The organism is Aeromonas sp. INTO2 (assembly GCF_049860605.1).
Taxonomy (GTDB): domain Bacteria; phylum Pseudomonadota; class Gammaproteobacteria; order Enterobacterales; family Aeromonadaceae; genus Aeromonas; species Aeromonas caviae.
This window is the reverse complement of sequence record NZ_CP187588.1, coordinates 1,169,765-1,186,600: the sequence shown is the minus strand read 5'-3', so window position 1 is coordinate 1,186,600 and position 16,836 is coordinate 1,169,765. Positions and strand designations below refer to the sequence as shown.

Annotated in this window: 12 protein-coding genes and 1 riboswitch; of the genes, 3 read left to right on the top strand and 9 right to left on the bottom strand. The window is 63.0% G+C overall.

Features of this window, described 5'->3' with window-relative positions; all coding sequences use genetic code 11:
* Positions 1-48 precede the first annotated feature (48 nt).
* The 4 genes from ACPW74_RS05705 to ACPW74_RS05690 all read right to left on the bottom strand — a co-directional run bounded on the left by ACPW74_RS05705 (position 49) and on the right by ACPW74_RS05690 (position 5,091).
* On the bottom strand, positions 49-1,383 hold the full coding sequence (locus ACPW74_RS05705; protein WP_010675277.1) for a sigma-54-dependent transcriptional regulator: 1,335 nt from the start codon (positions 1,381-1,383) through the stop codon (positions 49-51).
* Positions 1,384-1,453: 70 nt separating this feature from the next.
* Entirely contained in the window at positions 1,454-2,488 is a 1,035-nt protein-coding gene (locus ACPW74_RS05700; protein ID WP_010675278.1) for a sensor histidine kinase, read from the bottom strand.
* Between the two features lie 105 nt (positions 2,489-2,593).
* Positions 2,594-4,012, bottom strand: coding sequence for a sigma-54 dependent transcriptional regulator (locus ACPW74_RS05695; RefSeq protein ID WP_041213159.1), 1,419 nt, complete (start codon positions 4,010-4,012; stop codon positions 2,594-2,596).
* 239 nt (positions 4,013-4,251) lie between these two features.
* Positions 4,252-5,091 carry a DUF2726 domain-containing protein gene (locus tag ACPW74_RS05690; protein ID WP_425858697.1) on the bottom strand — a complete coding sequence of 280 codons (840 nt, stop codon included), beginning with the start codon at positions 5,089-5,091 and terminating at the stop codon, positions 4,252-4,254.
* A 258-nt stretch (positions 5,092-5,349) separates the two neighbouring features.
* On the opposite strand from ACPW74_RS05690, the gene ACPW74_RS05685 reads away from it, so the two are divergent.
* The 3 genes from ACPW74_RS05685 to ppx all read left to right on the top strand — a co-directional run bounded on the left by ACPW74_RS05685 (position 5,350) and on the right by ppx (position 9,488).
* Positions 5,350-5,862, top strand: coding sequence for a glycine cleavage system protein R (locus ACPW74_RS05685; protein ID WP_010675281.1), 513 nt, complete (start codon positions 5,350-5,352; stop codon positions 5,860-5,862).
* Positions 5,863-5,938: 76 nt separating this feature from the next.
* Positions 5,939-8,008, top strand: coding sequence for a polyphosphate kinase 1 (gene ppk1, locus ACPW74_RS05680; RefSeq protein ID WP_010675282.1), 2,070 nt, complete (start codon positions 5,939-5,941; stop codon positions 8,006-8,008).
* On the top strand, positions 7,998-9,488 hold the full coding sequence (ppx, locus tag ACPW74_RS05675; RefSeq protein WP_042864118.1) for an exopolyphosphatase: 1,491 nt from the start codon (positions 7,998-8,000) through the stop codon (positions 9,486-9,488). The genes ppk1 and ppx overlap by 11 nt, the downstream gene beginning before the upstream one ends.
* Before the next feature lie 58 nt (positions 9,489-9,546).
* Here the strand turns inward: ppx and mgtE are convergent, their stop codons facing one another.
* The 5 genes from mgtE to ACPW74_RS05650 all read right to left on the bottom strand — a co-directional run bounded on the left by mgtE (position 9,547) and on the right by ACPW74_RS05650 (position 16,818).
* Complete coding sequence (mgtE, locus tag ACPW74_RS05670) at positions 9,547-10,890, bottom strand: magnesium transporter (RefSeq protein WP_103260422.1); 1,344 nt, start codon at positions 10,888-10,890, stop codon at positions 9,547-9,549.
* 123 nt (positions 10,891-11,013) lie between these two features.
* Positions 11,014-11,183: riboswitch (M-box (ykoK) riboswitch) on the bottom strand.
* Between the two features lie 177 nt (positions 11,184-11,360).
* Positions 11,361-12,569: a flagellar hook-associated protein FlgL gene (gene flgL, locus ACPW74_RS05665; protein ID WP_010675285.1), complete on the bottom strand. Its 1,209-nt coding sequence runs from the start codon at positions 12,567-12,569 to the stop codon at positions 11,361-11,363.
* 3 nt (positions 12,570-12,572) lie between these two features.
* Complete coding sequence (gene flgK / locus ACPW74_RS05660; RefSeq protein WP_128271704.1) at positions 12,573-14,570, bottom strand: flagellar hook-associated protein FlgK; 1,998 nt, start codon at positions 14,568-14,570, stop codon at positions 12,573-12,575.
* Positions 14,571-14,573: 3 nt separating this feature from the next.
* The gene (gene flgJ / locus ACPW74_RS05655) at positions 14,574-15,674 is read right to left on the bottom strand and encodes a flagellar assembly peptidoglycan hydrolase FlgJ (protein WP_425858693.1); all 1,101 of its coding nucleotides are present in this window, start codon (positions 15,672-15,674) and stop codon (positions 14,574-14,576) included.
* A 46-nt stretch (positions 15,675-15,720) separates the two neighbouring features.
* The gene (locus tag ACPW74_RS05650; RefSeq protein ID WP_010675288.1) at positions 15,721-16,818 is read right to left on the bottom strand and encodes a flagellar basal body P-ring protein FlgI; all 1,098 of its coding nucleotides are present in this window, start codon (positions 16,816-16,818) and stop codon (positions 15,721-15,723) included.
* Between the last annotated feature and the right edge of the window lie 18 nt (positions 16,819-16,836).

Genomic DNA, 16,836 nt, shown 5'->3' with positions numbered 1-16,836 from the left:
GGCCCATGATAATCGAGCTGGACCGGCAAGGCCATGCGCCTGTCAGGCCTAGGCGGGCAGCTCGATGCCGGCGTCACGCATCTGGGCCAGCTTGTAGCGCAGGGTGCGCGGGCTGATGCCGAGCTTGTCGGCCACCGCTTTGCGACTGCCGTTGCACTCCTGCAGGGTGTCCAGAATGATCTGGTGCTCCTGCTGCTTGAGTTCGCCGCCGAGCCCCTCCCCTGACAGCCGCTCGAGCGGGCGCACCAGGGTCTCGTCCGTCTCCTCCAGGATCAGGTGCTCACAGTCGATGAGGCCGTCTGGACAGAGGATCAGGGCGCGCTGCACCACGTTGTCGAGCTCGCGCACGTTGCCGGGCCAGGGGTGAGCCATCAGACGCTCTCGGGCGTCCTCTGCGAGCTGCGGCGTCGGCAGCCCCATCTGGCTGGCATGCAGCGCCAGCAGATGCTCCGCCAGGGGAAGAATGTCCCCCGGGCGCTCCCAGAGCGCCGTCCAGCGCAGGGGGAAGACGTTGAGGCGGTAGTAGAGATCCTCGCGGAACAACCCGTCCTGCACCGCTTTTTTCAGATCCCGGTTGCTGGTGGCAATGACCCGCACATCGAGGGGGATCATCTTGCGGCTGCCGAGCCGCTCCACCTCTTTCTCCTGCAAGACCCGCAGCAGCTTGGCCTGCAGCCCCAGATCCATCTCGGTGATTTCGTCGAGCAGCAGAGTTCCTCCCTGAGCCTGCTCGAACTTGCCAGGGCACCCCTGTACCGCACCGGTGAAGGCGCCCTTCTCATAGCCAAACAGGGTCGCTTCCAGCATGTTCTCCGGAATGGCGGCGCAGTTGATGGCGACGAAGGCCTGCTCTGCCCGGCTGGAGTGGTCGTGAATGTAGCGAGCCAGCACCTCCTTGCCCGTCCCGCTCGGTCCGGTCACCATGACGGTGGCTTCGCTTCTCGCCACCCGGGTCGCCAGCTGGAACAGCTCCGCAGTCCTGGGGTCCCCGTACACCACGGCACGCTTCTCCACCTTCTGGGCCGGCACATAACGGCTGACCTGGTTGAGCAGCACCTCGGGGGAGAAGGGCTTGGCCAGATAGTCGATCGCCCCCTCGCGCATGGCGCGCACCGCCCCGTCGATGTTGGCGTAGGCAGTCATCAGGAGCACAGGCACCTGGGGATATTGCTGGCGGATGTTGGCGAGCAGGGTCAGACCATCCATGCCCCCCATCTGGATGTCGGAGATCACCATGTCAAAGCGCTGACGGGACAGGGCAAGCAGGGCCCGCTCGCCGCTGTCCACCTCGCGGCACTCATAGCCACCGAGCAGCAGGGTATCCACCAGCGCCTCGCGCAGGCCGTTGTCATCTTCCACCACCAGAATACGAGCCTGGGTCATGCCACACCTCCTACAACCAACATGGCCTTGTCGAGAATCATCTTCACCGGCGCTCCGGCTTTTGCGCGCATCATGCCACGCCCCCCAACTGAACCTGTTGCTGATGCAGGGGGAAGGACAGGGTAAAACAGGTGCCCTCGCCAGGGACCGAGGCCACGCTTACCTCCCCCTGATGGGCTCGTACCACCGACTGCACCACCGCAAGACCGAGGCCCGTGCCCTGGGAACGGGTGGTAAAGAAGGGTTCGAAGATCTGGTTGAGCAGGGAGGGGGCCATCCCCTTGCCGTTGTCGATGACCCGCATCTCCACCCGGTTGCCGCTGCGTACAGCGCTCACCAGGAGCGAATCGGCGCCGGCCTGCCGGGCATTGGCGATGAGGTTGTTGATGGCCCCCGCCAGGGCACTGCTGTTGGCAAGCAGACAGAGATCGGGCTCAGGGGCCTCCAGATGCAAGGCGCACCCCTGCTGCTGGCAGAAGGCTTCGGCCCCCGCCTGCACTTCCGCCAGCAAGCCCTGCACCGAGAGGGGTGCCACCACCTGGTTGTCGCCATTGCGGGCAAACAGCAGGATGTCGTTGATCTGCTTCTCGAGATCCTGCAGGCGCGCCATCAATTTTTGCTGGAACTGGCTGCGGGATTCAGGCTTGAGGGTGCGGTTGGCCAGGTTGGCCGCATAGAGCATGGCCGCGGAGAGCGGGGTGCGGATCTGGTGCGCCAGGGAAGCCGCCATGTTGCCAAGGGCGGAGAGGCGCTTCATGTGGTTGACCCTGTCCTGCAACTGGCGGGTCTCGGTCAAGTCGGTAATGAACACCAGTTGGCCGGGCTGATCCGGCAGCGGCTGAGTCGACAGCTGGACCCGGCGGCCGTCGCGCAAGGAGATCTCGTGACCGTCATCCTCACGGGGTTCGAAACAGCGGGCGATGATCTGGCGCCAGGAAAGGCCTTCAAGTGGCTCTCCCAGCAGCGCCAGGGCGGCAGGGTTTGCGCGGGTGATCAGCCCCTCGCCATCGAGCAGCAGCACGCCGGTCGGCAGCGCCGTGAAGATGGCGTAAAGCTGACTCACTTCATGTGACTGGAGAGGGGCATCCTGCTGCAAGATTGTCATAAAGCTGACCTCAAACTGGCGATTGAGTCAGCTTATTCAATTTCCATGCCATAAAAATAGGCTTTATTTATCAATGCATTGGCTCAATGCGTCAAAGCATTGACCTCAATTGTCCTTGCTCATGCCGTACTTCTTCATCTTCTCCACCAGGGTAGTGCGGCGCATGCTGAGCAGGTCGGCGGCGCGGGCCACCACCCCGTCCTGGGACTCCAGGGCCTGGCGGATCAGCTCCACCTCGAGGTCGGCCAGCATCTCCTTGAGGTTGACCCCCTCTTGAGGCAACTGCATGGGCAGGGGCATGGCGATGCCCGGATCCAGCTCTGGTGGGGACTGGAACACGGCAGCCAGGGCGTCCCGCTCGTCCATCTCGGTGAGCCGCTCATCTCGTGGCTCGCAGGGCAGCAGGCGATAGCGGCCGGGCAGATCCGCCACATCGACGATCTGGTTCGGATAGAGGATGAGCAGGCGCTCGATGAGGTTGGACAGCTCGCGCACGTTGCCGGGCCAGGCGTACTGCATCAGGGACTCCATGGCGCGCTGGGTCAGACGGATGATCCCCTTGTGCTGTTCGGCATGGCGATTGAGCAGCTCCTGCAGCAGCAGCGGGATGTCGTCGGCCCGATCCCGCAGGGGGGGCGTCTCGATGGGGAACACATTGAGGCGGTAGTAGAGATCTTCGCGAAATGCCTGGGTGCGGATCATGGCTTCCAGATCCCGGTGGGTCGCCGCGATCACCCTCACATCTGCCTGGACGGCCTTGCCGCCCCCGACCCGGTCGAACTGGCGCTCCTGCAGCACCCGCAGCAACTTGACCTGCATCGGCAGCGGCATGTCGCCGATTTCGTCGAGGAAGAGGGTGCCCCCCTGGGCCAGTTCGAAGCGGCCGCGCCGAGCGGCAATGGCACCGGTGAAGGCCCCCTTCTCGTGACCGAACAGCTCGCTCTCGAGCAGTTCAGCCGGAATGGCGCCGCAGTTGATGGGCACGAAGGGGCCCGCGCTTCGGGCGGACAGCTCGTGGATGGCGCGAGCCACCACCTCCTTGCCGGTCCCGGACTCACCGAGGATCAGTACGTTGGCGTCGGTCTCGGCCACCTGGCCGATGAGACGGCGCACCTCCTGGATGCCCCTCCCCTTGCCCACCAGCAGGCGCAGCAGGGTCTGACCCTTGTCGTGGGTCTGATGACGGGGATGCAGGGAGATGAAGGCTTGGCAGAAGTGCAGATGACGGGTGAGGGACTCATAGGTAAAGGGCGCCTCGGCCACCCCGATGAAGTTGCTGCAGCCATGGCTCGCCGGCATCAGGGAGAGAAAGGGCAGACGAGGGTGGGCGGCAAGCAGCTCACTCAGGGCGCGCTCGCGCAGTTCCCCGGCCAGAATCCCCTGCAAGGGCCCGGCAGTCTCGATGGCCACATCGAGATCGCTCTCCACCACCTCCTGCCAGGGGATCCCCATGAAGGAGAGCACAGTCCCCAGTTGCTGGCGCCGCACATCATCGGCATCAACAAGCAGCACACCCATAGCCATCCTATCCATATTTTCACACCTGACGCCAAGTTATTGTTTTTTAAGTGCTTATTAAAACCAATTTCGCACTGTGTCATAAGGGGGACAAAGTGCCAAAATTCTGGCGGATTGTCAAAACTTGTCGCATCCTCCCGGCCCCTGGCGGGACGGGGATCACGCTTCCAGCCAGATTGAGTATCGGATGAAAACCAGCGAAGGGGAAAGAATGACGCCGACAGGGTGCGGCGTCAGAGGAGGGATCAGTGTTTCACGCTCTCCTGGGGAGCGGCATAGCGGCACTCGGGAAACCGGCTGCAGGCGAGGAACAGGCGACCGGCATGGGGACCCTTTCGTGCTTCCCGTGCCACCAGGGGCGCGGCACAGCGGGGGCAATGAGGGGTCGTCTCCCGGGGCTCCTCCTCATCCGGATCGAGGAAGGGATTCTCCTCCATCAACACCGGCATTGCCTCTTCGGCCTGTGGGGACGGCACCTGGGGCTCCCTGGCAGCCCCCGGGTGTGACGTGCCCAGATCGACGCCATCGAGCAGCAGCGGGCTGAAGGTCGGTTCGCGGCGCTCGCCGGGCAGCAGGTCATCCACCGGCGCCGTCATTCTCGCCAGCAGGGGCAGCAGTTGCTTCCGCAACTCGTCGACCTGGTAGTGGCTGCTGGCCGGGATCTGCAACAGCGGCAGGCCGGCGCCATCGCAGGCCGCCTTCAGGAAGAGATCCCGCGCCTTGCGCTTCTGGTGGCGGTGCCCCTCGTCATCCAGCTCCACGGCACACAGGAAAGAGAGATCCGCCGGGTGGCAGAGCAGAAAATCGAAGTGCTTCTCCCCTATCTTGCCGAGCGCCTGCTGGCGCTTGCCCTTGCCAAGGTGCGCCTCGGGCGTCAGTACATAGGAGGCTCGTACCTTGGCAAAGACACGGGCCTTGTCCCCCACCGCCTGATCCAGCACCCCGAAGAAGGTGCGCTCCGCTGGGCTCATCAAGGTTTCCTGCAGATCATAGGGCTCGGCTTTGCCCCCTTTCTCCCTGCGCCAGACGATCACCAGCAGGAGCAACCCCAGCAACACGGCTCCCGATACGACAAGGCTATTCATACACGCACATCCCGTTTACAAGACAAATTCAGTTCACACCAGAGGAAGGGGCACACTCTACCACGGGGAAAGCGACTCAGGCAGCGCAGAAATCAAGCCCGTCCCGGCATTCGCGTTTTTTCACTGAATTTGCGCAAGGCGGGCTTCATATGGCCTGTCACAGCAGGCACAATGCTAGAGCCCATGGACGTTCTGGCGCACTCCCCGTCACCGCCAGGCGTCAACGGACCCCACGCAGCCCCATTCAAGGAGAGCAGGATGCAAAAGCAATTGGTCGTCACCGTGATCGGCGCAGACAAACCCGGGATCGTCGAGAGCCTGGCCGATACCATCACCCGGCAGCAGGGCAACTGGCTGGCCAGCTCCATGAGCGAGCTGGCGGGGCAATTTGCCGGCATTTTGCACGTCGCCGTGCCTGACGAGCATTACCGCAGCCTGTGCGAGGCCCTGGTGATGCTGCCTGGCCTCACCGTGAGCTTCGCCGAAGGGCAGCTCAGCCCGCAACCGGCCCATCAGGTGATGCTGAGCGTCACCGGCAACGACAGACCGGGCATCGTCCATGAAGTGGCCAGCATCCTGCGCCAACTCAACATCAACGTCGCCGACCTCACCACAGGTTGCGAACCTGCGCCCCACTCAGGCGCCCCCCTCTTCTATGCCCACGCCCTGGTGGCCCTGCCGCCGCAGCTCGAACTGGACGATCTCGTCACGGCCCTGGAGTCCCTCTCCGACGACCTCGTCGTCGACATCGATCAGGATCTGAGCGAATAGTGTCGCCTGTCATAAATTTGTCATGGTTTGACGCCATAACTTCCGCGCAGACGCAACCAGAGCAAAGAGGCACCAGATGAGCACCGACAAGCAGTATGAAGAGAAAGAGCTTAGCTGGCTCTCATTCAATGAACGGGTGTTGCAAGAGGCGATGGACAAGACGGTACCCCTCATCGAGCGGGTCCGCTTCCTCGGGATTTTCTCCTCCAATCAGGACGAGTTCTTCAAGGTACGGGTGTCGGACGTCAAGCGCCGCATCCTCATCAACGAAGTCCACGGCGGCGACGACGAGGCCAAGGTGCTGCTGCGCGCCATCCAGCAGAAGGTGATGGCGCTCGGCGAGGCGTTCGACAACACCTACAAGGAGCTGCTGATCGCGCTGGCCCGCCACAACATCTTCCTGGTGAACGAAAGCCAGCTCTCCGAGTCCATCCAGCAGTGGCTGCGGATCTTCTTTCGGGAAAAAGTGCTGCGCCACATCATCCCCATCCTCCTCAACAAGGAGGTCAACCCGGTCAAGTTCCTGAAAGACGAGCACACCTATCTCGCCATCGAGATGAAGAAGAACGGCCAGGTGATCCAGTACGCCCTGGTGGAAGTGCCCACCGACGATCTGCCCCGCTTCTTCCAGCTACCGCCGGAGGGCACCCGTCGCAAGAAGCAGATCATCATCCTGGACAACGTCATCCGCTTCTGTCTGGACGAGATCTTCAAGGGCTTCTTCGACTACGACGAGATTGCCGCCTACGCGGTCAAGCTGACCCGGGATGCCGAATATGACCTCTCCGACCAGCTGGACCTCAGCCTGGTGGACAAGATGAGTGACGGCTTGAAACAGCGCCTCACCGCCATGCCGGTGCGCTTCGTCTACGAGCGGGAGATGCCGGCGGCCATGATAAGCTTCTTGAAGCTCAAGCTGCAGATCAGCTCCTACGACGCCATCATGCCCGGTGGGCGCTATCACAACTTCAAGGATTTCATCGGCTTCCCCAATGTGGGCCGGGATTATCTGGAAAACCCCAAGCTGCCGGCACTGGACTGCCGCGACTTTGACGGCTTCGTCAACGCCTTCGACGCCATCGCCAAGCAGGACATCCTGCTCTACTACCCGTACCACAAGTTCCACCACTTCACCGAGCTGGTGCGCCAGGCGGCCTTCGACCCGGCGGTCAGCGCCATTCGCATCAACATCTACCGGGTGGCCAAGAAGTCGCGGATAATCCACTCCCTCATCGACGCCGCCAACAACGGCAAGAAGGTGACCGTGGTGGTGGAGCTGCGCGCCCGCTTCGACGAGGCGGCCAACATCGACTGGGCCAACATCCTGACCGACGCAGGCGTCAAGGTGGTGTTCGGGGTGCCCAGCCTCAAGATCCACTCCAAGCTCTGCCTCATCACCCGCCACGAGAACGGCGAGGCGGTGCGCTACGCCCATATCGGGACCGGCAACTTCAACGAGAAGACCGCCAAAATCTACACCGACTTCTCCCTGCTGACCCGTCATCCGGACATCACCGCCGAGGTGGAGAGCGTGTTCGAGTACATCGAGTACCCGTACCGGCGCTACAAGTTCAACCACCTGCTGGTCTCCCCCATCAACAGCCGCCGCCAGCTCTATCGCCTCATCGACAACGAGCTGGCCAACGCCAAGGCGGGGCAACCCAGCGGCATCACCCTCAAGATCAACAACCTGGTGGACAGAGACCTCATCAACCGGCTCTATGCCGCCGGCCAGGCCGGGGTGCCCATCCAGATGATCATCCGGGGCATGTGCGCCCTGCGCCCGGGGGTGCCGGGTCTGAGCGACAACATCCGGGTCATCAGCATCATCGACCGTTTCCTCGAACATCCGCGGGTGATGGTGTTCCACAACAAGGGCAATCCCCAGCTCTATATCTCCAGTGCCGACTGGATGAGCCGCAACATCGACGGTCGCATCGAGGTGGGCACCCCCATCTATGACGAGCGGCTCAAGCAGCGCATCCTCGACATTCTCGAGCTACAACTGAGTGATACCTGCAAGGCGCGGGTGATCGATGCCGACCAGAAGAACGAATACGTGAAGCGGGGCAACCGCCGCAAGGTCCGTTCCCAGGTGGCGATTTACGACTACCTCAAACGCATAGAGTCAAACCATGGACAATAGTCTGTACGCCGCTGTCGACCTGGGCTCGAACAGCTTCCACATGGTCATCGCCCGCCTCACCGAGGGGCGGATGCAGATCATCGATCGCATCAAGGAGCGAGTGCGCCTCGCCGAAGGGATGGACGAGCAGCGCCGCATGTCCCCGGAGGCCATGGCGCGCGGGCTGGACTGCCTCGCCCTGTTCGCCGAGCGGCTCACCAACATCAAGCCGGATCAGATCCGCATCGCCGGCACCTACACGTTGCGCCGCGCCAGCAACGCCCGCGACTTCGTGCGCGAGGCGGCCAAGGTGCTCAACCACCCCATCGAGATCATCAGCGGCCAGGAAGAGGCCCGCCTCATCTATCAGGGGGTCGCCCATACCCAGCACATCGAGGGCCAGGTGCTGGTGGTGGACATCGGCGGCGGCAGCACCGAGCTCATCATCGGCGAAGGGTTTGAGCACAAGGCGCTCACCAGCCGCAAGATGGGCTGCGTGAGCTTCACCCAGAGCTTCTTTGGCAACGGCAAGCTCGGCGAGAAGGCCTTCAACGCCGCCGTGTTGGAAGCCCAGCATCAGCTCGCCCCCATCATCAACCAGTACCGCAAGCTGGGCTGGCAGAGCTGCCTCGGCAGCTCGGGCTCCATCCGCACCGTGCGCGACGTGTTGCAGGGGGAAGAGTGGACCGATGGTGCCATCACCCTGGCGGGACTCGAGCGGCTGAAGGAAGAGATGCTCAAGCACAAGCGGGTCGACCAGCTCAAGCTGGCGGGCCTCACCGAGGAGCGTCAGGGGGTGTTCGCCGCCGCGGTGGCCATCCTGCTCGGGCTCTTCACCTCCCTGCCCATCGAGCGGATGGAGTACTCCGACGGCGCCCTGCGCGAAGGGTTGCTCTACGAGTTCGAGGAGCGCCTGCAGCATCACGACATTCGCGAACGCACCGCGCTTGCACTCAGCACCCACTATCGCATCGACAAGCGCCAGGCCACCCGGGTGGAGAGCAGCGTCCTCTCCCTGTTCGACGCCCTGAGCGGCCCCTGGGAGATGCCGGAAGAGCCCTATCGCGCCATCCTCGGCTGGGCGGCGCGGTTGCACGAAATCGGCCTTGCCATCAACTACAGCGGCATCCACAAACACTCCGCCTACATCTTGCAAAACACCGACCTGCCCGGCTTCAACCAGGACGATCAGGCCCTGCTGGCGGCCCTGGTGCGCTTTCATCGCAAGGGGCTCAAGCTCTCCGAGCTGCCGGCCCTGCCCAACCACGACGAGCAGACGGTGCTGCGCTGCATCCGCATCCTGCGCCTCGCGGTGGCGGCCCACCACAGGCGTCAGGACAACCTGCTGCCCGAGTGGAACGTGCAGGCCGCCGGGGATCAGCTGGTGGTCACCCTGCCGCTCGACTGGTGCGACGAGAACAAGTTGCTGATGCAGAACCTGGAAAAGGAGCACCGCTACTGCCACGAGCAGGGCTGGCCCTTGCTGTTCCAGCTCGGGTGATCCGCCCCTCTGTGCAAAAAGGCAGCCGATGGCTGCCTTTTTTGTCTCTTGTCCTTTCCTACTGCAGATCCGGCAGGATCAGCTTGGCTATCTCGAAGTAGATGATGAGGCCGGTACCGTCCACAAGGGTGGCGATGAAGGGGGCGGAGACCACCGCCGGGTCGATGCGAAAGCGACGCAGCACCATGGGGATCACCGAGGCGACGGTGGCGCTCCAGAGCACGATGGCGACAATGGTCAGGGTCACCACCATGCCGATCTCGGGCCCCACTCCCAGGCTCCAGGCCCGCACCCAGGCCGCCAGCGCGATGGCGGCCGAGATGAGCAGACCGGTGGAGATCTCCTTCTTCAGCACGGTGCCGAGGTTTTTCAGGCTCACCTCCCCCACCGCCATGGCGCGCACTATGGTGGTGGTGATCTGGGTACCGCTGTTGCCACCGGTGCCGATGAGGAGCGGGATGAAGAAGGCCAGGGCGATGGCCGCCTCCAGCTGCTCTTCAAAGGCTCGCAGCACGGTGCCTGTGTAGGCTTCCGCCACGAACAGGATCAGCAACCAGCCCACCCGCTTGCGCCACAACTGCCAGGGGGTGGCCTGCAGATAGGGGGTATCCAGCGGCGAGGAGCCCCCTTGCAGCTCCGCATCCTCGGTGGACTCCAGCTCCAGGATGTCGGCGGCATCGTCCACGTGGAAGACCCCCACCAGACGCCCCTGATCTTCCACCGGCAGGAGCGAGAGGTCGCGGTCGATGAGCAGGCGGGCCGCCAGCTCCTGATCCGCCCGGGCGTTGATGCGCACCGCCTCCCCCTCCATCAGCTCCCCTACCGGCAACAGGGGATCGGCGATCAGCAACGACTTGAGGGAGACGCTGCCAAGCAGGCGCTGCTCGCCGTCAACCACATAGAGATGACCGAACAGCCTGGCCTGATCCCAGGCGCCGTGGATCAGCTGCTTGGCGCTTTCAACTGTTGCATCGGCCTCCACTGCCAAGTATTCGTGGCGCATGTTGGCCCCCACCGACTCGTTCGGCCAAGCCAGCAGGGACTGGAAGGCTTTGCGGGTGGGGTCCGGCAGCCGGGCGAGCAGGGTCTTGCGATCGTGCTCGTCGAGCCTGCGCAGGATGGCCAGCAGGTCCCGACGGGCCAGGGTGCCCTGCAGTATCCCCACGATGCTGCCATGCAGCCTGAGCAGCAGATGGCCGGCACACTCCGCCGGGAGGGAGGCGAGCAAGGACGCCCCTTCCGGCATGGAGAGGGTATCGAAGATGCAGTTGAGCTCTTCCGGGCGCAGGGTCAGAAGCTGATCGGCACGGGCCACCGGATCCAGGTTGTGCGCCAGCCAGTTGCGCAGGGCAACCGGGTCGAGCAGTTGATGACGATTGAGCAGGGTGTGTGTTTTCTTCATCACAGATGTCCTCATGTGATTTCAGGCGAACCTGAACGCCTCCGGCACCTGGCCGGATGCAACGGCAAGAAAACAGCAATTTGATTGACGAGTAACAGGCAGGAAATGACGCCGTCCGGCGTGTTTTCATCCCCACGTACCAGCTTTAGCACTGCATAACGTATCCGGCATGCCGGAAGCCACTTGGGTTGACACCTTAATCCGATGAAAACTGTCCTGATCTTGGGCGTCTCTGGACGTCGTGAGATCAGTGGCCTGTGTTTATGCAGGAGCCTCGCCTAACGAGATGCTGCGAACATTGATTGCACGGCGCTACCGTGCGGGCGGCATCATCTGCCCAGGCGCAGGTCGAGTCAAGGCAAACGGGCCCCTGGCAACGGGTTGTTACAAATTGGCCGGACGGCGGGCCCTTCATGAAACGAGGCTCTCCCGTGCGTGGCACGGGGGAGCCTGCGGTCAACGGATGAACGTCAGCGGATATAGTCGAAGAGGGTCAGCTTGCTTATCTTGCTGAAGGCGAGCTGGGAGGCGCTCATGGCAGCATCCTCCTTGGAGAGGGCCGCGATCACCTCGTACATGTCCGCCTCGGACACCTTGGCCCGCGCCTGCTGGTTCAGGGTGCTGAGTCCATCGTTGGAGCTCATCACCTGCTCCAGGCTGTTCATCCTTCCCCCCAGCTCCCCCAGTCCCCGGTCTATCTTGGTTCTGGCGTTGCTCATGTGGGTGGTGGCATCGGAGACCGCCAGCTGGAAATCGCTCTCGGACAGGGTCGGATCGCGCATGGCGGAGATGAAATCGGACATGCCATTGAGGATGTTGTCGTTTTTCGGGGTATCCAGCACGAAGTTCTGGGTCGCCGATCCCGCAGGGAGGTCGAGGGTGAGCGCCAGGCCGTTGAAGGGGATCTTGTTGCCCGCCACATAGTCGCCGCTTTGCAGCAGGGTGCCACCGCTGTCACGGATCTCGTAGGTGTCCGGCGGCCCGGCCAGGGTGCTGACCGCATACTGGTTGCTCGGCAGGGAAGCATCATAGTTGTTGCGATAGAAACTCTCGAAGTTCCCCTGATCCGCCACCGACACCTGGATGTTGCCACTGGCAGCGCTGGCGGTGCGCCGGGTCGCCACCATCTCGAACAGATCGAAACCGGAGTCGTTGGCCGGGATCTGCACCGTGGGAGAGACCTGGATGTTGCGCTGCCCCGTGTCCCCCTGAAACACATAGTTGCCGCTGGCATCCTTGACGAAGGGCTGGGTCTTGCTCTGATTGCCGCCGAAGATGTACTCCCCCTGGGAGTTCTTGCTGTTCATCAGGTCGAACATCTGCTTTTGCAGCCCCTCCAGTTCGCTCGCGATGGCGTTGCGCTCCTCGGAGCCCATGGCGGAGTTGTTCGCCTTCTGGATCAGGGTCTGGGCACTCAGCATGGCGTTGTTGAGGGAGGTGAGCACCGTCTCCTCGTGGCCCAGGCTGTTCTCCAGCAGGCTGCCGTTGACGCCGTACTGCTTGAAGAGATCGATCTCCTTGGTCAGCGCCATCTTCTGGCTCATGCCGGCCGGGTCCTCCCCGGAGCGGGAGAATTTATCCCCCGTCATCAACTGGTTGTAGGCGGTGTTCTGGCGCTCGCTCACCTTGCTCATGGAGGCAAGGTTGCGGTCATAGATCATGTTGGTGGTGATGCGCATGACTTACCTCACGGAGGAGAGCAGGGTGTCGAAGATGGTCTTGGCGGTGTTCACTATCTGGGCCGAGGCCGCATAGGACTGCTGGAAGCGGATGAGGTTGGCCGCCTCCTCCTCCAGATTGACGCCGGAGACACTCTCGAAGATGGCGGTACTCTGGGTCAGCTTCGCCTCGTTGGCCTGCAGCAGGGTCTTGGCCTGGCTGGTCTTGTTGCCAATGCCGCTCACCAGACCCGAGTAGGCATCGTTGAAGGTCATCTTGTCGTTGCTGGTGGCGGCGTTGTTGTTCTTGCGCACCACCTCCTTGTTCTGCAGCTCCGCCAGCGCCAGGCCGTTGGCGTTGTCCGCAAAGCCGTCCTTGTTGTAGCTGAGCGTGAAGCTGTCGCTGGCCTCCACCTTGCCGGTGATGCTGAACTCATAGCCCGGGCTCTGGGTCGGATCGGCGTAGACCTTGGGCCCCCCCAGGGGGCTCTCGAGGGCGGCCATCAGGTTCTTTCCCTTGCTGGAGGCGGGGGCCACACCGAGCAGGTTGTTGTTCTTGTCATAGACCTCATAGTTGCCGCTGCCGTCGATCTTGATGACCTGGGGGGCACTCGGGTCCAGAGTGTTGGTGCCAAAACCCGAGCCCGTGCCGGTGTTGTAGACACCGCCCAGCGTTATCTCGCCCGAGCCCAGGTTCTGGGATCCCTTGTCCGCCTTCAGGGGGGATGCCAGCGCGATATCCTCGGGACGGGTGATCGCCTGCTCCAGGTTGGCAGCCGCATTCCGGGTGGGTTGCAACAAGATCTTGTCACCTGCGACCGGAGTGCCGGAGAGATCGATTTCGATGCCGTGCCCCGCCACCTCGAAGGTGGCTGGCGGCGTGGTCCCCGTGGCGAGCGAGGTACGCTGCCCGCTGCCGTCGATGGCGAATACCTCGTAACCGGTGGCGCTGTTGAACCGCACCTCGTAGTCGAAGGTGGTGACCTCGCTCCCCTTGCCGGGGACGAAGCTGACGCTGGCTGCCCCGTTACCCTGGTTGCTGGCGTAGGGCAGCCCCTGGCTTCCCTTGAGGGTGAAGAGATCCCCCCCAAGCTCGTTGTCGAGATCCATCCCCAGCCGGTTCTGCTGGTTCATGGCATCCCCCAGGGCGACGGCCAGCTGCCCCAGCTCCCGCTTGGCGGGCTCCAGATCCCGGCGCGCGGTGAAGAGGCCACCGATGGCACCGCCAATATCCTTGTCGTTGATGCTGGCCTGGTTCTTGCCCAGGGTCAGCTGCAGGGAAGGCTCACGGGAATCCGGGTCCCCCGGCACCACCTTGAACTGGGCCACGCCGCCATCGAGCACCAGGGAGTGTCCTGTGCTCATGTTGACCAGCATGCTGCCATTGGGCTGGGTCACGGTGCGGATCTCCATCTTCTCGGAGAGCTGGCGAATGGCCTCATCCCGCTGATCGAACAGCATCAGGTTCTCTTCAGGGGAGCCCTGGGTGCGGACGATGGCCTGGTTCAGATCGTTGATGCTGTTCAGCAGGCTGTTCACCCTGTCCGTCTCGTCCCCTATGGTGGCGTTGATGGTATCGGACTGCTTGTCGAGCTGGGCGGAGAGGGTATGGAATCTGTCCACCATGCCGCTCAGTTCACTCAGGGTCGTCTTGCGCCCCCCGATCTCGGACGGTGACTCGTTGGCGGTGTGGAAAGCCTTGAAGTAGGAGGTGATGGTGGTCCCCACGCTGTTGCTGGCATCACCGAGCAGGCTGTCGAGCCGGAACAGTTGATCGTAGCGGGTGTTGGCCGCCTGATAGGCGGACGTATCCCGGCGCACCTCGGCCTGGGCATAGGCGTTGATGATGCGCTCGCTCACCATGTCGCCCGTCCCCAATCCGACGGAATTGGTATAGATCAGGGTGCGTTCACGTACATAGCCCTGGCTATTGACGTTCACTATGTTGTTGCTGGTGGTCTGCAGCAGTCGCTGCTGGGCCAACACACCCGAGGTCCCAATTCCAAGCAGATCGCTTGCCATAGCTTACAGCTCCATCTCTGTGTTCCTGTCTGCAATGTTGCCGGGCGTCGAGTAACCGGCGATGGCATCACTGCGCAACACTTGTTTAAGTTTCCTGGCGTACTGGGGATCGGTGGCATAACCGGCCTGCTGCAACGCCTCGAAGTAACGATCCGGGCTGTCCACCTTGGCCAGCGCCCCCTTGTAGCGACTCCCAGAGGTCAGGAAATCCACGTAGTCGTTGAAGCTCTCTTCGAACGACTCGTAGGAGCGAAACGCCGCCTTCTGGCGCGAGGCCACCCCTTGCTCGTATTCCAGGGTGCTCACCACCGCCTTGGGGCCTTCCCAACGCGGATCGGCCTTGATGCCGAACAGGTTGTGCGTCACGTTTCCGTCTGCATCCTTGATCACCCGCTTGCCCCAGCCACTCTCAAGGGCGGCCTGGGCCACCAGCACCGCCGGGCTCAACCCCAGCTTGTCCGCCGCCTTCTTGGCCAGCGGCATCAGCCTGTCGACGAACTCTTCCGGGCTGTCAAACACCTTGGCGCTGCCATCCAGGGCCGAAGGCCTCTGGCTGCTGCCCATGGGCGGCACGGTGCGGTGGGGGCGTCTTGGCATGGCCAGCGTACGCTCGGCCCCATTCAGCTCACCCTTCATTTCGTTATCAGCAAAATCTTTGCCAACTTTGGAGGCAGCAATCAGATCGTTGGAGGCACTGGGGGGTTGATAGGGCTTGTAGACCCGCTCGGTACGCTGGGGCAACTTGAGTACCCGGCCATCCTGATGGGTGAAGGTCTGCTCGGGTGAGAGCTGCCTGGCCACCATCTCGGCGATGCCCAGCCCCCCCTTGCTCGACATGTCGGCAACCCGCTGCTCGTCCAGCATCCCTTCATAGAACTGGGTGTAGCTGCTGTTCATCGGGTTGCCCTCGGTGAGCACCGAGTTGGCCTGGCGCATCCCCTTGAACAGGGTCTGGGTGAAGATGGATTCGAACTGGCGGGCGGCCGCCATCAGGGCCCTTTGCTTCCCCTCCTTGCTCAGGCTCATCTGGCGCAGTTTGTCCAGGTTCTGGACGTCCTGCACCATGCCAATATTGATACCGCTCTGGGTGTCGAACTCTGCCATAACCTACCTCTTTGCCGCCCGTGGCAACCGCTTGCCGCTCACGAAATTACAGAATGACCAGTTGGCCCTGGATCGCGCCCGCCTGCTGCAGCGCCTCCAGGATCGCCATCAGATCCCCGGGGGCGACCCCCACCTGGTTCACCGCCCGCACCAGGTCGTCCAGGGTCGCGCCGGTATCGAGCTTGAACATCCGACCGGGATCCTGCTGCACGTTGATGGTGGAGTTGTTGGTGACCGCCGTCTGCCCGCCAGCGAGCGGATTGGGTTGGGAGACCTGCTGGTTCTCGGCGATGGTGACCGTCAGCCCACCGTGGCTGATGGCCGCCGGGCGCAGCTTGACCTCGCTGCCGATGACGATGGTCCCGGTGCGCGAATTCACGATGATCTTGGCGGACTCGCTCGCCGGGTCCACTTCCAGGTTCTCGATGGTGGAGAGGTAGGAGACCCGCTGGGCCGGATCCCGCGGCGCGAATACCTTGATGGAGGTAGCGTCCATCGCCTGGGCGGTGTTCGGACCCACCAGATCGTTGACCACGTCCGCCAGACGGCGGGCGGTGGTGAAGTCCGGCCGGTTCAGGTTGAAGGTGATGGTGTCGCCCTGGCTGAAGGAGTTGGGAACCTCCCGCTCCACGGTCGCCCCGTTGGCGATGCGCCCCACTGTGGGCGTGTTCACCACCACCTTGGAGCCGTCCGCCCCTTCGGCCCCGAGGCCACCGACCACCAGGCTGCCCTGGGCCACCGCATAGACGCGGCCATCCAGCCCTTTCAGGAAGGTCTGGAGCAGGGTGCCGCCACGCAGGCTCTTCGCCTCGCCGATGGCGGAGACGGTGACGTCTATGGTCTGGCCCGGCTTGGAGAAGGGGGGCAGATCCGCGTGGATGGCCACCGGTGCCACGTCCTTGATCTTGGGCTTGATGTTGTCAGGCACCTTGATGCCGAAGTTGTTGAGCATGGTCCTGAAGGTCTGCTCGGTGAAGGCGTTGTTCTTCTCCCCCGTGCCGGGCAGGCCCACCACCAGACCGTAACCGATCAGCTGGTTGCTGCGCACCCCTTCCACCGAGGCGAGGTCCTTGATGCGGGATGCGTGCGCCAGCCCGAAGGGCAGCAGGCAGCACAGCAGGGCAAGCAGACGGAATCGGTTCATGACATCTCCTAACAAAAC